15 protein-coding genes are annotated in these 16,307 nt (G+C 53.0%); 1 reads left to right on the forward strand and 14 read right to left on the reverse strand.

The genetic code is table 11. The annotated features are described in order from the left end of the window. Nucleotides 1-34: 34 nt before the first annotated feature. The 11 genes from DFP95_RS12710 to metH form a co-directional block, all read right to left on the reverse strand. On the reverse strand, nucleotides 35-1,057 hold the full coding sequence (locus DFP95_RS12710) for a 23S rRNA (cytidine(2498)-2'-O)-methyltransferase RlmM (RefSeq protein ID WP_115993010.1): 1,023 nt from the start codon (nucleotides 1,055-1,057) through the stop codon (nucleotides 35-37). Beyond that, nucleotides 1,054-1,833, reverse strand: coding sequence for an ABC transporter ATP-binding protein (locus DFP95_RS12715; protein WP_115993011.1), 780 nt, complete (start codon nucleotides 1,831-1,833; stop codon nucleotides 1,054-1,056). The genes DFP95_RS12710 and DFP95_RS12715 overlap by 4 nt, the downstream gene beginning before the upstream one ends. After that, complete coding sequence (locus DFP95_RS12720) at nucleotides 1,830-2,150, reverse strand: thioredoxin family protein (protein ID WP_115993012.1); 321 nt, start codon at nucleotides 2,148-2,150, stop codon at nucleotides 1,830-1,832. The genes DFP95_RS12715 and DFP95_RS12720 overlap by 4 nt, the downstream gene beginning before the upstream one ends. Then, nucleotides 2,143-2,490, reverse strand: a complete 348-nt coding sequence (locus DFP95_RS12725) for a cyclic-phosphate processing receiver domain-containing protein (RefSeq protein WP_115993013.1) — start codon at nucleotides 2,488-2,490, stop codon at nucleotides 2,143-2,145. The genes DFP95_RS12720 and DFP95_RS12725 overlap by 8 nt, the downstream gene beginning before the upstream one ends. Before the next feature lie 2 nt (nucleotides 2,491-2,492). Further along, the gene (locus DFP95_RS12730; RefSeq protein WP_115993014.1) at nucleotides 2,493-3,338 is read right to left on the reverse strand and encodes a deoxyribonuclease IV; all 846 of its coding nucleotides are present in this window, start codon (nucleotides 3,336-3,338) and stop codon (nucleotides 2,493-2,495) included. Further along, the gene (gene mutM / locus DFP95_RS12735) at nucleotides 3,338-4,156 is read right to left on the reverse strand and encodes a DNA-formamidopyrimidine glycosylase (RefSeq protein WP_115993015.1); all 819 of its coding nucleotides are present in this window, start codon (nucleotides 4,154-4,156) and stop codon (nucleotides 3,338-3,340) included. Before mutM ends, DFP95_RS12730 begins: the two co-directional genes overlap by 1 nt. Continuing rightward, the gene (locus DFP95_RS12740; protein WP_245987623.1) at nucleotides 4,157-5,023 is read right to left on the reverse strand and encodes an HAD-IIA family hydrolase; all 867 of its coding nucleotides are present in this window, start codon (nucleotides 5,021-5,023) and stop codon (nucleotides 4,157-4,159) included. It abuts the gene before it with no gap. Between the two features lie 7 nt (nucleotides 5,024-5,030). Further along, a complete protein-coding gene (locus DFP95_RS12745) occupies nucleotides 5,031-6,377 on the reverse strand; it encodes a ribonuclease H-like domain-containing protein (RefSeq protein ID WP_115993016.1) in 1,347 nt (448 codons plus the stop codon). Then, nucleotides 6,374-8,659: a DEAD/DEAH box helicase gene (locus DFP95_RS12750; protein WP_115993017.1), complete on the reverse strand. Its 2,286-nt coding sequence runs from the start codon at nucleotides 8,657-8,659 to the stop codon at nucleotides 6,374-6,376. The genes DFP95_RS12745 and DFP95_RS12750 overlap by 4 nt, the downstream gene beginning before the upstream one ends. 285 nt (nucleotides 8,660-8,944) lie before the next feature. Then, nucleotides 8,945-9,913: a metal-dependent hydrolase gene (locus DFP95_RS12755; protein WP_115993018.1), complete on the reverse strand. Its 969-nt coding sequence runs from the start codon at nucleotides 9,911-9,913 to the stop codon at nucleotides 8,945-8,947. A 137-nt stretch (nucleotides 9,914-10,050) separates the two neighbouring features. Then, the gene (gene metH / locus DFP95_RS12760; RefSeq protein ID WP_115993019.1) at nucleotides 10,051-13,506 is read right to left on the reverse strand and encodes a methionine synthase; all 3,456 of its coding nucleotides are present in this window, start codon (nucleotides 13,504-13,506) and stop codon (nucleotides 10,051-10,053) included. A 147-nt stretch (nucleotides 13,507-13,653) separates the two neighbouring features. Here metH and DFP95_RS12765 point away from each other — a divergent pair, with 147 nt between their 5' ends. Then, complete coding sequence (locus DFP95_RS12765) at nucleotides 13,654-14,193, forward strand: cupin domain-containing protein (RefSeq protein ID WP_115993020.1); 540 nt, start codon at nucleotides 13,654-13,656, stop codon at nucleotides 14,191-14,193. A gap of 59 nt (nucleotides 14,194-14,252) precedes the next feature. Here DFP95_RS12765 and DFP95_RS12770 read toward each other — a convergent pair whose 3' ends face one another. From DFP95_RS12770 to DFP95_RS12780, 3 genes are all read right to left on the reverse strand, one after another. Beyond that, nucleotides 14,253-14,771: an RNA polymerase sigma factor gene (locus tag DFP95_RS12770; protein WP_181907384.1), complete on the reverse strand. Its 519-nt coding sequence runs from the start codon at nucleotides 14,769-14,771 to the stop codon at nucleotides 14,253-14,255. Nucleotides 14,772-14,972: 201 nt separating this feature from the next. Beyond that, entirely contained in the window at nucleotides 14,973-15,764 is a 792-nt protein-coding gene (locus tag DFP95_RS12775; RefSeq protein WP_115993022.1) for an HAD family hydrolase, read from the reverse strand. 12 nt (nucleotides 15,765-15,776) lie between these two features. Further along, nucleotides 15,777-16,295: a hypothetical protein gene (locus DFP95_RS12780; protein ID WP_115993023.1), complete on the reverse strand. Its 519-nt coding sequence runs from the start codon at nucleotides 16,293-16,295 to the stop codon at nucleotides 15,777-15,779. Between the last annotated feature and the right edge of the window lie 12 nt (nucleotides 16,296-16,307).

A 16,307-nucleotide genomic window follows, 5' to 3' on the forward strand; every position in this document is an offset into this window, starting at 1 on the left:
CCGGATGCGGGATGCTTTCCCGATACGTTCGGTCTTATTTTCTCTTCACCCACATTGTAACTTCTTCGCGGTTGTGAAACAACTGTTTCACTTTGCGAACGTCGAACTCATGGCTATAGTCCTCCATGAGATCGTTAATGCTTTGAAGCGGTTTCTTGTACATCAGCTTCAGCGTAATGATTCCGGAAGCTCCCGCAGATAAGGCGGGGGCGAGCTCGGAGACGATGCGGCGCGTATGATGGGGATCCCAGCTCATGTCGCACACCAACAAATCGAACGAACCCGGAGCGAAGGAAACATCGGCGGCATTGCTCCTGATGTGCCGCAGCTTAGGATGATACTCCAACGAAGGGTCCATCTCCGCGGGATCGACGGCGGTTACCTTCATGCCGCGATCCAGAAGGACGGAAGTCCACCCGCCCGGAGCCGCCCCTAAATCCAACGCGTTCGAGAATCGATCCAAAGGCAAGTTAAACGCCCTCTCCGCTTCCAGCAACTTAAACGCCGCCCTCGAGATTACTTCCTCGTCCTTGCGAAACCTCACCGCTCCGCCCGGCCAATCGGACAAGTTATCTCGGGGTAACGAACAGCCCACGAACAGCTTCTTCTTCGTCGCGTAGACGGAAATGATCCAATCGGCTTCTCGAGCGACGGATTCCCCGCCGAGTTGCTCGATGATGGGAACGATAACGTCCCTTCCCTCCGCGGAGGAAAACGGAAACGGGCTATTGTGTTCCTTGCGCACTTGTATGGCTATTTTGCTGCCTTTAATCCGGTCTTCCAAAGTCAAAGCATATGCTTTCAGAGCGTCGGCGGTATTATCCGGGTTCCCCGTTACTTCGTACTCCGCTTCGACGGGAAATAGATGTCTTAGGAATATCGGTTCGTTACGGCGTAGATCCGTTAGCAGCGGCTCAGGATCGTAATCGCCGCTCGTGAACGAGAAGGTTTCTCCAGGCGCGAGTCCGGATACTTTGGTTCCCTGAATGCGTCTGCGCAGCTCCTCCATCGCGTATGGCGCGAAACCCGGATTCGCCGTCCCGACGTAAATCGTCATCGTTGCTCCACCTTCCCGACCTCTATCCACGGCCGGTCATCCCTCCACCTGATTTCGAGGGGCAGGTCGTATGCCGCCTGCAATTTATCGGGAGTCAAGACATCGCGTTTCGGGCCGGATGCTACTAACTGTCCGTCCGACATAAGCGCGACGTGAGTGAATAGAGGAACGATTTCTTCGATATGATGCGTTACGTACAGCATGGACATTTTGTCGGAGGTTAATTCCGATAAAGCGCTCAGAAATTTCTCCCGTTCATATAAGTCCAATCCCGCGCAAGGCTCGTCCAGGATCAGCAGTTCCGGAGAAGCCATCATCGTGCGGGCCAACAGAGCTTTCTTGCGTTCGCCTTGCGATAAGGTGCCGAACGGCTGCTCCGCCAACGACTTCAAGCCGACCCGTTCCAACTCTATGTACGCGCGTTCCCGAACTTCCTCCGCGATTTCTTCGTAAAACCGCAGATAAGCGAACGCTCCGCTAGCCACGATCTCCCATACGGGATCTCGCAGCGTCATTTTCTCGATAAGCGCCGGACTGATATATCCGATTCTCTTGCGGATTTCCCTTACGTCAACTTGTCCGAAACGATTGCCTAACACGTCGATCTTACCGGATGTCGGGAATAAATAGCCCGTTATCATTTCAAGCACCGTAGATTTTCCGCAACCGTTACGTCCGAGTAGCGTCCAATGCTCGCCCGGGTTAATGGTTAGATCCACGCCTCGAAGAATTTGCCGGTCGCCCCGGCGAAAAGTCAAATTATGCAAATGAATCATTGCGTATCCCTCTCGCTTCTCAATCGTTCCACCACGTCCGTAACGGACGGGAAACGGTAATGTTTCGTCCATGATCCGTTCTTGCGTTTGATCAGAAGACACGGCACGCTCTCGATTTGGAATTTCTGCGCCAAATCCGGCATCACGTTAATATTCGCCGACATGATCGCAACCTCGGGAACTAGTTCCGTTGCGACCTCCAGCATGCGCCTGGCGGCAAGGCACGTTCCGCAAAGCGGAGTATGTACGAAAAGCGCGAAGGGCGCCGGCGTAAACGTCCATTCCCGTTTCCAATCGTTCGTTTCCAACTCACGCATTCCCGTTTTCTCCAGTAGCGGATGCTTCTAGAACGGCAGCCGGCATCGGTCCGTCATGGATCGCGACCCCCGAAGGGTTTGCCGCCCTTAATTCTTTAACCATCTGCGCTCTCCCCAACAAGCTCGAAGAGTGAACGAAGATTTGCCTCGGATATTTACCGCTGACGATAATGCCTTGCACGACCGCCATGCCGTTCGGTTCGCCGTATCCAAGCTCGTAATCCAACGATAGAATATCCACTTCGCTCGCGGAAAGGATCAGCAAGCATTCCTCCGCCGATCGAGCGACGACAAATCCTCTCGGACAAGGCCTTACATCGTCTAAATACAAGTTAATCACCTTTACGCGCCTCCCCCCGACTCGTACAATCGTTTAACTAGCTCTATTTGTTCCCGATGCGTGCCGTCTTCTCCCGCGGGCGTTTCCAGGAAAAAAGGAATGTCCTTAAGCTCCGGAGCGCTCATGAATGCCATAAGTTCGTCTTGTCCGATTCGACCTTCCGCGATCGGCGCGTGGCGATCTTTAAGGGAACCCGACGGATAGCGCGAATCGTTCAAATGAACGGCCTTCACGTTGTTCCAGAAGCCTAGAGCATTTGCCCGAGTCGCGAAGGAAGACCATTGTCCATGACGCCATTCCCCGCTCGCGAACAAGTGGCAGGTATCCAGACAAAATCCGATTTTGCCGGGAGAATCGACAAGCGAGCGAATTTGCGTCAATTCCTCGGGCGTCGTCCCCATCTGACCATGATCTCCAGCTTGGTTCTCGAGAAGGATTAACGCCTTTCCTTCCCATAAGGAGGTCACGCTATTTACCCATTGTATTACATTTCGGTATCCCTGTAACGGATCAATCCCCTTGGAATGGCCAAAATGCACGACGACCCCGATGGATCCGCAGGCTTCGGCTATTTGCAGATCGTTTAGCGTGCACGCGGCCATGCGGCGGGCGGCATCTCCGTCGGACGCGGGATTGACCGGGTAAGGACCGTGGCCGATCGAAACGACGTCGCGTTCCTTGCACCAAATCGCGCATTGGGCTGCGTCGCTGGCGTCGAAAGCTTTAATTGCCAGCGTTCGCGGGTTTTTCGGAAAGTATTGAAAAGCATTGCCCCCGAGCGAAACCGCATACTCCGCCGCCTTGCGGTAGCCGTTCCTCGTGCTGACATGGCTGCCTATCCTTAGCATTAGGCGCCTTGCTGGCAATGCGGGCAATAGAACATTTTGCGTCCCGTTAACGTCTCGAACTTGATTTCCGTTCCGCATACGTTGCATGGTTCGCCTTTGCGATCGTAGACGAGACATTGGTTGTTGTATCCGCCGGTTAACGTATCGTCCGGGGTAAGCGGATGCTCCATGTATCCGCCCGCATCCTTAGCCGTAGTCAGCACCTTGCGAATCGAATGATAAATACGCTCGACCGTGGACTCATCCAAAGAATTGACAGCAACGGCAGGATGGACCTGGGCATCGAAGCAAATTTCGTCGCTGTAACAGTTGCCGATTCCCGCTAAAAACCGTTGATTGGTAAGCGTCGTTTTCAGTTTGCCTCTCTTGCCCGCCAACCTTTTACGGAACGCTTCCAACGTTAGTCTCGAATCGAAGGGATCCGGCCCTAATTCCTTGAGCTCCTCGATGGCGGCTTTGGCCGTCATGCGATGAAGGTACCCTAAGCGCAGTCCGCCGAAATACAGCGAGTTGCCGTCTCCGAAAGTAAGAATGACTTGGAAGTGGCTGTCTTTCTTCGGACCCTCTTCCCCGTAAGCCAGCCAACCGCCGAGCATGAGATGTAGATGAAGCCGGTGACCGTCGTCAAGGTGGAACAACAGATGCTTGCCCTTGCGCTCCACGAACAGGATGCTTTTGCCGACGAGAGCCGAAGTAAAGACATCGACAGGCTCGTTAATCGTGGCGGCACGGTTGACGGTAACTCCCGTGATCCTTTGTCCGCATAACCGCGGAGATAATTGTGAACGGTAATGCTCCATTTCCGGTAATTCCGGCATTTACAATCTTCCCTTCTGCTGATTATCGCTTAGTTGCCCGTTAAGGTATTCTTCCAATTGTTCCGGTCCATCGAACACCGCGTCCGGAGTCACTCCAGCGGCCGAGCAATGATCCTGCCAGTTATCCATCGAGCATAATCCGGTGAGCACGAGAATCGAAGGACAGCCTGCAGTGCGGCCGGCTGCCAGATCGGTATAAGGATTGTCGCCGACGACCCAGGTCTTGCTCGGCGCGGTGCCCGCTAATCTTAGCGAATAATCCATGAGAATGCGAGACGGCTTGCCTACGATAATCGGCTCGATTCCGGTTGCCGCTTGCAGGGAAGCCCCGATGCTTCCGGCACCGGGGAGGAAACCTCCGTCTACCGGCAACAGCCTGTCTGGATTCGTTTGAACGAATGCGGCTCCGTTAAGCAAGTGCTTCACCGCGGTCTTCAGACGGCTGTAGGTCAATTCGCGATCCAGTCCTTGCACGACGATCGTCGCGTTCCGATCCTGCTCCTCGTCGCCCAACAGGTGAAGTCCCGCGTTCGCGAGCGCTTCGCGTAATCCTCTTTCTCCAATAACGTAAGTATCGGCTCCGGGATGCTCCAACTGTACATAATAGGCGGTTGCCAAAGCGGAGGTGACGATCGATTGGACTTCGGCTGAGATTCCCATGATATGCAGATGCTCAGCGACCTCTTTCGGCGTTCTCGTCGAATTGTTGGTTACGAATAAACAAGGCAATCCCCTTGCCTGCAATCCGGCGATTAAGCGGTCCGCCCCGGGAACGGGTTCGTTTCCGCGATACAACGTACCGTCGAGATCGAACAGTACGGCATCCGGCGCCGGATAATCTTTAAGATGATTCAGAATGGCTTTCAAGATGCGCTTACTTCCTTTCTCGCGAAACTTTCTCCCGTAGCCTCGCCACTCTATGCTGCAATCCGTCCTTCTCTTCCTTACGTTTAGCGGCGCTGCTGATTAACCGGGATCTTCGTTGCGTTAATTCCAGAGCTTTTTCCGCATAGGATAACGCCGTAGGTAGCTGTTTTTCCCGATGCTCGTAATACATCGCCAGTTCGATATGCGCCTCGAGCTTGGGCAATGCGGATGCTTCCGCCTTCGCCGCGGATTTTCTCCAGATCGGCAAAGCCAGTTCATGCCGTCCCGCTCTTTTATACCTCGCGGCCAGCGCTAATCCCCAGCCGCCATCATCGATACCCTTCATATCGGGCAACAAGGAGAACATTCGTTCGGATGCCTCAGTTAGGCCATGTTGCTCAAGCCAGCATGCGGTCCGGAACAACTCTTCGCCTTCTGTTGCCTCGATGTCGTCAGGTTGTACATTCCCGCTTAACAATAATCCGAAATGGACGGAAAGCGAAGCCAGAGTAAGAATATCTTTTTCGTTATGGGCATATACGCCATGCAAATGAACGGGATTCCCATCGCTTAAGTATTGGAAATACAACGAGGGAGCAAGCGATCCCGGTACGTCGTGTTCTCTATGGATACCCAGCCTTGCTTCTTCGATCATGCTCAGACGGCAGGAAGGCAACGTATTGCGCCAGAGCGCCCTTGCCGGATGTAGGAAATCGAGATGTCCGGGCTCCGGTCCGCTTCTGCGCCAGCCGTTCAGGATGAACCGGTTAACGAGCACGGGCCAATCGAACGTTCGTCCGTTATAAGTGACCAGATGGCTCTTATCCTTCATGTGGCCGAGCAAGTAGGTCAGCATCGCCCTTTCCTCGCCGGGATGGCGAATGAGCGTCTGCTCGACGATGAATCGATTGCCTGAATAATAGCCGAATCCGATCATGAACGGGACGTTACCCGTGCCGACTCCGAGTCCGGTCGTTTCCGTATCCAGGAAGAGCAGCCGGTAAGGATCGATGGCTTCGCTCTCCCGGTTCTGTCTCATGGCAACGGGATGAAGATGGCTCGCGCACGCAATCAATTCCTCTAGATCGTAATGTCCATGACGATAAGGCAAGTCATATTCGATCCGTCGCAGCAGAAACTGTCCCGACTCGTTGCTCATCCGTTCCACCCCGATTTGGCGAAAGCCGGAAGGTAACCGCGACTCTTGTTCGATCGAGGAATCCCGTTCCCTCTCTGCCGGGATTGCGGTTTCCGCAACAGACGCGGCAGGCAGAGAATTTACCGATAGATCCGCAATCACGGCTTCGGAAGTTTCCTGCCGAAGGCGACCAAGCCTTTCTCTTAGCCCGCTCATGAGCTCGTCCTCGTCCCCCGGAGCAAGGAAAGCGCCAAATCCTTGCCTAGCAGGCCGACTTCTTCTATCGGTCCGACGCAGGCCGGGCAACCGCTTAAGCAGCCGCAGCCCAGTATGAGCCTTCCCGCTTCCTCCAGCAGCTCGTCGTGCTTCTCGTACAGGCGTTGGCTAAGTCCGATTCCGCCCGGGTAACGGTCGTAAAAATAAATCGTCGGCCGTTTGGTATGGAGGGCTTTCACTTGAGGCACGACTCGAATGTCCAGCGGATCGCACATCAGATGCAGCGGCGCAAGGTGGATGAGAACGTTAGCCAAGCCTAGCAAGGCCATCTGCATGTCGTTCGCGCTTCGTTTGGCCGATTCTTCCTCCGAGAACGAGAACCAGTACCCGCTCGTATGAAGAATTTCTTCCGGAAGATGAATCGGACCGGAACCTATGTTCTCGTGCGTCCTCAACCGTATTTTCTTGAAAATAGTCGGCTTCGCCATAACCGTCACTTCGCCGTATTGGCGTTCGAGCGGGCCGGAAGACGATTCGAGATCGACATGCAGCACCTTCAGCTCCACCGCAAGACTCGCGTCCGTGAAATAATCCACGTTCACTTCCCTTACGAATGCTTTTTTCTCCGGATAATCCAGCTTCTCCACTTGATATTGTACCCCTTCGTGCAGGTATATCGCCTCTTCGTGTATGAGCGTCGGCGCGCTGAACCGATCGACTTCCCCTAACACGCGATGTCCCTCGGTCCGGTCGATAATGACGAAGTTCTCCTGCGCGGCAGAACGCAACGAGATGTTGTGCGCGGGGAAGGCCTGCTCCATCCAGTACCAGCGGTTTCCGACCCGGTGAAGCACCTTCTCCTCGGCCAGGAATTCGAGCAAATCCGTAAGCTTCTCCCCGCCGAACGTATCTCCCTCTTCGAACGGCAGCTCGTAAGCCGCGCATTTCAGATGATCCAGCAGGATTAGCAGGTTATCGGGATGAATGCGGGCTTCCTCGGGAGGACGGCCCAAGAAATAGTCCGGATTCTGTATTAAATATTGATCGAGAGGATTGCTGCTCGCCACGAGAAACGTGACCGAGCTTCCCTGCCTGCGGCCGGCTCGACCGGATTGCTGCCAGGTGCTGGCGATCGTTCCCGGATATCCGTTCAACACGCAGGCTTGCAATTGGCCGATATCGATACCGAGCTCCAACGCGTTCGTGCTGACGACGCCACGAATCTCTCCGCTGCGCAATCCGCGTTCGATCTCTCTACGAAGCTTGGGCAAGTATCCGCCTCGATATCCGCGAATGGATTTCGCGCCAAGCTCGTGCTTGATGTTTTCCTGCAAATAAGTTAGCAATATTTCGACCCGGACTCGGCTTCGCGCGAATACGATCGTCTGGATGCCGCTCTTGAGCAACAACGCGGCAAGCTTCTGGGATTCGAGCACGCTGCTCCTGCGAATGCCTAGTTGCTTGTTGACGACCGGCGGATTATAGAAGACCATATGCTTCTCACCGGCTGGCGCGCCGTTGTCGTCGACGAGCGCGACCGTCTCTTCGATCAGGCGTTCCGCGTGCTCCCGCGGATTGCGAATCGTCGCCGAAGCGCACAGAAACTGCGGATCGCTGCCATAGAAACGACAGATGCGCTTCAGCCTGCGGATCACGTTCGCGACATGGCTGCCGAACACGCCACGGTAAGCATGCAATTCGTCTATGATTATGTACTTGATATTTTCGAATAGCTTAACCCATTTCGTGTGATGGGGCAATATCGCGGAATGCAGCATATCCGGGTTCGTTACTACGATATGCCCTGCGTTGCGGATCGCTTGACGAACGTTCGGCGGCGTATCCCCGTCGTACGTGTGCGTCTTGATATCGGCTTCCATCAAGTTAGCCAGCTCTTGAAGCTCCGCCACCTGATCCTGAGCCAACGCTTTGGTCGGGAACAAATAGAGAGCTCGCGCGCTATCGTCCTCCAGCAGCTTCTGAATGACGGGAAGGTTATAGCATAACGTCTTGCCCGAAGCGGTGGGAGTGACGGTAACGACATGGCGCCCTTCCGTAACGGCATGATAAGAAGCCGCTTGATGCGTATATAGATTCGTGATGCCTTTCTGCTTCAACGCGTGCTTAAGCTTAGGGTGTATGTTATCCGGGAGCTGGACGGCACGCGGAGGACGCGCAGGTTCGGTGTGCCAGAACGTTACGTTCTCCATCAGCTCCGGTCGGCTTCGCAGCAGCGTCAGCCACTCCTCTACCGACTCCGCTTTTTGCGTCAACGGGTTCATCGGCATTCTCCTAAATTCGTTATACTATCATTGTACAGAATACATGTTCGCACGGCAACGGGCGGTTCAGACCGTTTTTCGACAAATGGCTTCACCGCGACTCCGCGTAATCCCCTTCGTTCGCATCATTAGAGCCAATTGCGACAATTCGTGTCGGCTCCTGCGCTTTCCCGGGAAACTATTTTATTTCCTAAATTGGCTAAGAAGAACGAAAAAACCGTCCACCAGATGCCGGCTTGCCAAGGAGCCGACTGGTGAACGGTTTATTTGAAACAATCGAACTGTTCATACATAAGGAGCTTCCCAGGCTTTCTTGTACCAGCCGATACGCTCGGTCAACACGTTGTAACGATCGTCCAATCTTACCTCGGCCCTGTACGGCCAATCTCTATCCCGCCAAAACCGAAGATCCGTCCAAATCACCAAGTACCCTCCGTCGGGCTGCGCGGCCCAGCTCGCATACTCTTGCTTCGCGAAGCCGTGCAAGGTTTTTACCGCGGACACCTGTTTCGTTGCATCTATGCAGTCATGAGTTGCTCTATTAGGAAGAAGCATGGAAGGCAGCCATCTTCTGCCCTCGATGACGCCCATCTCGTATCCGTTATCAGTTTGAACAACATACTGCCATCGGAACCACCATAAGCCCGGAAGCACATGGACCGCCCGCCACCTCCGATATTTTCGCTTCACCCTGCGGACCACCATTTCGTGATGGACGACTCTCCATAACATATATACAAACGTAATCCCCCAAGCGAAAGCGCACGCCCATTGAGGTGCAGGCCAAATGCCGATTAACGAACCGATCGCGGTAGAGGTATGCAAGAGCAACAAAAACGGATCCGTCAGACATACAGCGTCCAGATGAAGCCATTGTTTGCGAAAAGGCAATAAACATTGAACGCCGTAGCCATTCGAAAGATCGAAAACGACGTGGGCGGCGACGGCGGAGAAAGCAATGATACATAACAATAACAGATGCTCCCAAGCTCCCCAACCCCAAGACGCTAACGTTCCGATCGCTCCCGACCAGAGAAACCACGCGGGGATCGAATGGCTTAAGCCTCGATGGTGCTTCAGATAAGCATCATTGCTTTTGAATCTTACGACCGAATCCAAGTCCGGCGCATGAGAACCGACCAGCGCGACCGTCATAACCGCGGCCGCCAGATGCGGATCGGAGCCGACCGCCGGATTAAAGTACGCCAATCCCGCCAACGTTACCCCGAACAGTAAATGGGAACCCGTATCCATGTCCTATTCCCCCTCCAGTTATCCGTTCTATCCTCAGAATAACGGTACACTGTTAAGGCGGAATTATCCGAACGTAAAACAATCCCCGAGCGACCGAGCCGTTAAGCTCGGTTCATTCGGGGATCGGTGTTCGTTTCTTATACTTTCTCCACGTTGAAGTATTGCGCTTCCGGGTGCGCGAACACCATGGCGGACACGGAGGCTTCCGGCTCCATCATGAATCCTTCCGTTAGATGAATACCGATATCCTCGGGCTTCATCAATTCGAATAACGGGCCTTGGTCTTCTAAGTCCGGACAAGCGGGATATCCGAACGACACGCGGATGCCCTGGTAACGAGCTCCGAATCTCTTCTTCATCGTCATATCGGCCGGATCAGGGAATCCCCAGCTGTCCCTCATGATCTGATGCACGCGCTCCGCGAGTCCTTCCGCGACTTCAAGAGCCGTCGCAAGCAGAGCATGGGAGCGAAGATAATCTCCGCTTTCCTTCCACTTTTCTCCTTGCTCCCTGGCCCCTTGTCCGGCCGTTACGACTAGGAATCCGACGCTGTCCATAATTCCGCTCTCCACGGATTTTAGAAAATCCGCAAGGCAGAGGAACGGCTCGACTTGCTGGCGAGGGAACGTGAACCGTTTCAACACCTTGGTCATGTCCGCCGGATCGTAGATGATAATATCGTTGCCTTCCGATTGCGCCGGGAAGTACCTATACATCGCTTGCGGGTTCAACCAGCCTTGAGACTGCGACTGCTTCATGATATCGTCGACCGTTTCCTTCAGGTTTACGGTTCTCTCGTCTCCCGCGGCAAGAAGCTCTTCGACGTTCCCCTTCAAGCCCAAGTGATGTCCTAGAAGCATTTGCAGGTTCACATATGGAAGGACATGGGACATCGGATAATCGCGCAATACGTGGCGATCGTAATCCGGCGGAGTAAAGATCGGCGCATCGGCGGAAATGTTCGAGCGTCTTGCCCTCGTCAGCTCGGGAAGCTCTTGCTTCGGTTTCGCCTCTTCTTCCGCCAGCGCGGCTTGCGCCGCCCAATGTTCCTCGATGATCCGGGCGCGATGACCGGGATCGTTCAATTTATTGGCGATATCAAGGCCGTCCATCGCGTCCTTGGCATATAGCACGATCCCGTCGTATTCCGGAGCTATTCTGTTTTTGGTGAATTTACGCGTAAGCGCGGCGCCTCCTACGAGTATGGGCGCATCGATTCCAGCGGACCGTAAATCCTGGGCCGTGATGACCATCTGCTGCGCGGATTTAACGAGCAAGCCCGACAATCCGATCGCGTCGGGGCTCTCCCTGCGGGCAGCCTCTATGATTTGGTCCGGCGGTACTTTAATGCCGAGATTTATGATTTTGTACCCGTTGTTGGACAGAATGATCTCCACGAGGTTTTTGCCGATATCATGGACGTCGCCTTTGACGGTGGCGAGCAGAATTTTCCCTTTGACCGCCGATTCGTTCTTCAGCATGTGAGGCTCGAGCTGTGCGACCGAGGCTTTCATGACCTCCGCGCTCTGAAGAACTTCCGCGACGATGAGTTCGTTGTTGTTGAACAAACGCCCGACCTCTTCCATCCCTTTCATCAGCGGGCCGTTGATGATATCAAGCGGGGCGTACTTGCCCAGCGCCTCGTCGAGATCGGCGATCAGACCGTCCTTGCTGCCCTCGACTACGTATCCGGAAAGCCGCTCCTCGAGAGTTTGGTTCGTTAACTTCTCTTTCTTCTGCAGCTTCTTGTCGCGGAACGCGGCTACGAACTCGGCCAGAGTCTCGTCGTTCGTATCGTAAATAAGCCGTTCCGCAAGCAAGCGTTCCTCTTCCGGAATGGAGGCGTATCTCTCCAGCTTCTCCGTGTTCACGATGGCGTAATCCAGCCCTGCCTTCGTGCAATGATAGAGGTACACGGAATTCAGCACCTCGCGCCCGGCGTCGGGCAATCCGAACGATATGTTACTAAGACCGAGTATCGTCTTCGCTTTGGGGTACTTCTCCTTGATCATACGAATGCCCTCGATCGTCTCGACGGCGGAACCGATATATTGCGGATCTCCGGAACCGACCGGGAACATATTCGGATCGAAAATGATGTCTTCGGGATTCATCCCGTACTTCTCAGTTAATAGCTCGTAGGACCTTGACGCGACTTCCATCTTCGCCTGCCGGGTCACGGCTTGCCCGCGTTCGTCGATCAGAATGCATACGACGGCGGCTCCGTATTGATGAATGAGGGGAAGAATTTGTTCGAATTTCGATTCTCCGTCTTCTAGGTTAATGGAGTTAATAATCGCCTTGCCTTGCGAGTATTTCAGGCCAAGCTCGATGATATGATCGTAAGTCGAATCCAGCATGAGCGGCACTTTGATTTTCTTCGTGACCATGGGAAGGAATTGGTTGACCGCGTAAGCCTCGTCGATATCGGTATCCTGAAGGTTAATATCGATGACGTGGGCTCCGCCTTTAACTTGCGCGCGGGCGATATCGGAAGCTTCGTCGAACTTGCCTTCCTGGATCAGTCGCTTAAACTTGCGGGAACCCGAGATGTTCGTTCGTTCCCCGATCATGATCGGACGGTTGTCTTCCTCGATGTACACCGTTTCGATGCCGGAAACCGCCGGAGGATGCTCTCCCGCGATTCGGCGAGGAGCGATGTCTTTCATGACATCCGCCATGGCCGCGATATGAGCCGGAGTCGTTCCGCAACAGCCTCCGGCAATATTGATCCAACCTTGCTCGGCGAATCCCTTCAGCTTCTTAGCTAATGATTCGGGAGATTCATGATAATGACCGTTCTCATCCGGCAACCCCGCGTTCGGATAACAGCTGACGGCCGCATCGGCTAAGCCGGATAAAGTACGGATATGATCGCGCATGAATTCGGGACCGGTCGCGCAGTTGAGTCCCATGGAAATCGGCTTAAGATGCTCCAACGAGATGTAGAAGGATTCGATGCTTTGACCCGCGAGCGTCGTTCCCATCGGTTCGATCGTTCCGCTGATCATGATCGGTAGCTCATAGCCTTTCTTATTGAAAGCATGACGAACTCCGATGCTCGCCGCCTTCACGTTCAGCGTGTCCTGGCATGTCTCGATCAGGATGCAGTCGACGTTCCCATCCATCAGTGCAAGCACCTGTTCCTCGTAATCCTGAACGAGCTGATCGAAGGTAACTCCGCCCGTAACCGATAACGTCTTCGTCGTCGGACCTAACGCGCCGGCCACGAATCTCGGCTTATCGGGAGTAGAGTACTTGTCGCAAGCCTCTCTTGCCAGCTTGGCTGCCGCTAGATTGATCTCCCTGGCTTTCTCAGGGATATCGTATTCCGCCAATACGATCGCGGTCGCGCCGAAGGTATTCGTTTCGATAATATCCGAACCGGCAGCAAGATAAGCCTCGTGTATGCCGGAAATGACGTCCGGACGCGTCAAAACGAGGATTTCGTTGCAACCGTCCATATCGTCGCTGCCGAAATCGTCCGCCGTCAGGTTCGCCTGTTGGATCATCGTTCCCATGGCTCCGTCCAGAATAAGGATTCGCGAGTTTAAAGCCTCTTGCAGAGACGGTTTGGTTTGCGTTAAAGTCATAATTATAGTCTCTTCCCCTGTCTGTCAAGTCATTAAACTCTATAGTACCAGAATCCCATCGGGACGAAAAGGTACACAGTCGACAGCAAATAGCAATTGGACTATAATAAAAGGCATAAATTCATATTGGGAAAAGAGGAATTAACTATGGCGCACATTCGGATACGCAATACGAACGAACGAATCGAAAACGAGGACCAAGTGCTGGAGTTTCTGACCAAACAAAACGTCTTGTACGAGCACTGGGACGCCTCCAAACTTCCAGAGCATCTTCATAATAAATTCACCCTCTCCGACGACGATAAGAGCGCGATTCTTGCTACTTACGACGAAGAAATTCGCGAAATCGCCGGACGCCGCGGGTACAAGGTTTGGGATATCGTCGCCCTTTCCGAGAACACGCCTAATCTGCCCGAAATTCTGAAGAAGTTCGAACAAGTGCATACGCATACGGAAGATGAAGTACGTGCCATCACCGCCGGTCGCGGAATCTTCATCATCAAGGGCGACGAGGAGACCGGTTACTTCGATGTAGAGCTAACGGTTGGAGACGTTATATCCGTTCCGGAAGGCCAACCTCACTTCTTCACTTTGATGGATAACAAAGCTATCGTAGCCGTTCGATTATTCATCGAGCCGGCAGGCTGGGTCGCCGATCCGTTCGAAGATCCGTCCTTCGTTAAGTAATAGAACCGTTAATCATCATTTCAACGAAAAAGCGTCCCGGGTGGACGCTTTTTCCTTTGTTAATTAGCTAACGCGATTCTATCCGAATTGATATCCAAGCCGCCTAACCATTTCCTCAGCTTCCTCAATGCGCGATAAGACTTCATTTTAGCTGTTTCTTCCGATTTGCCGATCATGTCCCCAATCTCCCGATACTTCAATCCTTGTAAATACTTGAGATTCACGATCACGCGCTCGTCCTCGGGAAGACGATTCAAAGCGAACTTTAAGCGTTCGTTATCGAATTCTCTTTCTAATTGCATCAAGATCGAATCCGGTACCATCAAGAACTCTCCCGCATCCTCCAACGATACGAAATTTTTCCTTCTGCGAAAATGATCGATCAACGTATTGCGCGCAATCGTCATCAACCATGATCTGACGTTCTGATCGTTCCTCAGACCGGGAAAATTCACGAAAGCTTTGCGGAACGTGTCGCTGACCACATCCTCCGCATCCCATTTATTCCCTGTTTTATAATATACGTATTTGTAAATATCGGTTGAATATTCGTTATATAATCTCTCGAACGACTCCAAAACGATTTCCTCACCTTTCAAACTCGCCGATTTTCGGGCTGTTGCTTTCACAACCCTGCTGCTTTACTTTAATGGTCCGATGTAACCATTTGATTACCACTTGTATCTAATTTGTAAAATCTGGTCCTGCGGAGAGGATTAACGAACGACAAAAAACCCTCTTATCAATAGAGGGCTTACAGATTGATTGCTATAAGTGCATTATAGCTTCAGAAGTAACGAAGGGATCTCCGACAATGATCGAATCTCGTAAGTTGGAATGATTTCGTCGTTCCGGACAGCGCCATGGCGATTGATCCAGACGGAGGTCATACCGATGCGGTTCGCTCCGAGTATGTCTGTCGTAAGCTTGTCCCCGACCATAATACCTTCGTTCGCCGAAATTCCGATTTGCTCCAATGCGTGCTCGAATAGCTTAGAGGATGGTTTACCTTCTCCGAAATTTCCGGAGATGACGATGGAATCGAAATACGGGATTAAGTCAGGCATGCCGTCCAATTTCTCCTGCTGCAGATCCGGGGAACCGTTCGTTAACAGCAGTAGCTTATACGATCCTTTAAGCTCGTCCAATACGGAGAATGTTTCTTCGTATACGTACTTCAGGTTACGGCGTTGAGCGGGAAAGCTCTCCGCCAATCGGCGGCCTAATTCGGGATTATCGATGCCAAGCGAGGCTAAACCATTCGTCCATGCGCTAACCCGGTACTCCGGGGCTAATTGCTGCAACTTGCGGAACATCGGGTGATCTCCGCGCTCGAATTTCCCCCACAACGCTTCGAAAGGATTAATCCCGATCATTTGTGTAAATCCATATGTCTCGTATGTTTCGTATAATGCTCTTGCTTCGCGTCGAACGGCAGCTTCCAGCTCCGCTTCGTTCACGCCCTCCGCTTCCGCTGCCATACGGCAAGTATCCCGGAAAGCTTCGGCCACGCTACGGTCATCCCATAATAAAGTATCGTCCAAATCGAACAAAACCGCCTTAACCGACATGACGCTTTCTCCTCACTTTGTCTTTACTTCCCAATCGATATGATGAAGCTCCGAGTACGTTTTAAGTCTCTCGCTCATTCTCTCCAATGGATAACGATGCATTAACCGCGAGAAAACCCAGCTTGCGCCTTTGATCGTCTCTATGATCACGTACCCCGGTTGAATCGATATTTTACGAATTTCTGTCGGGCGCAGCGTTTTATAGCCCGTGAATTTGCGGGTCTCAAGGGTATCGCGAGTGACGGCCAGGTATGGTCGTCGGAAATAATAGAACACGGCGAGTACGACGTAACAACCTATCGTTACCCAGAATAACGTCTGATCCTGCATGAAGCTATCGGACCAAGGTTGAGCCAAGGTAACGTAAAGGATAATGAGCATGAGAAGTAAGGAAGGAACGATGTAATTCCGACCGCGAAACCGGTCGATTTGCGGCGCGTTGGGGCTTATCCCCTTCTTGCCTTCTTTTCTGCGACGCTTGTTGATTTGTTTAGAGTTTTTCTCGACCATTCGTTCCCACGAGCGGGACATATGTTTCCTCCT

The organism is Cohnella lupini (assembly GCF_003386205.1).
Lineage (GTDB): Bacteria > Bacillota > Bacilli > Paenibacillales > Paenibacillaceae > Cohnella > Cohnella lupini.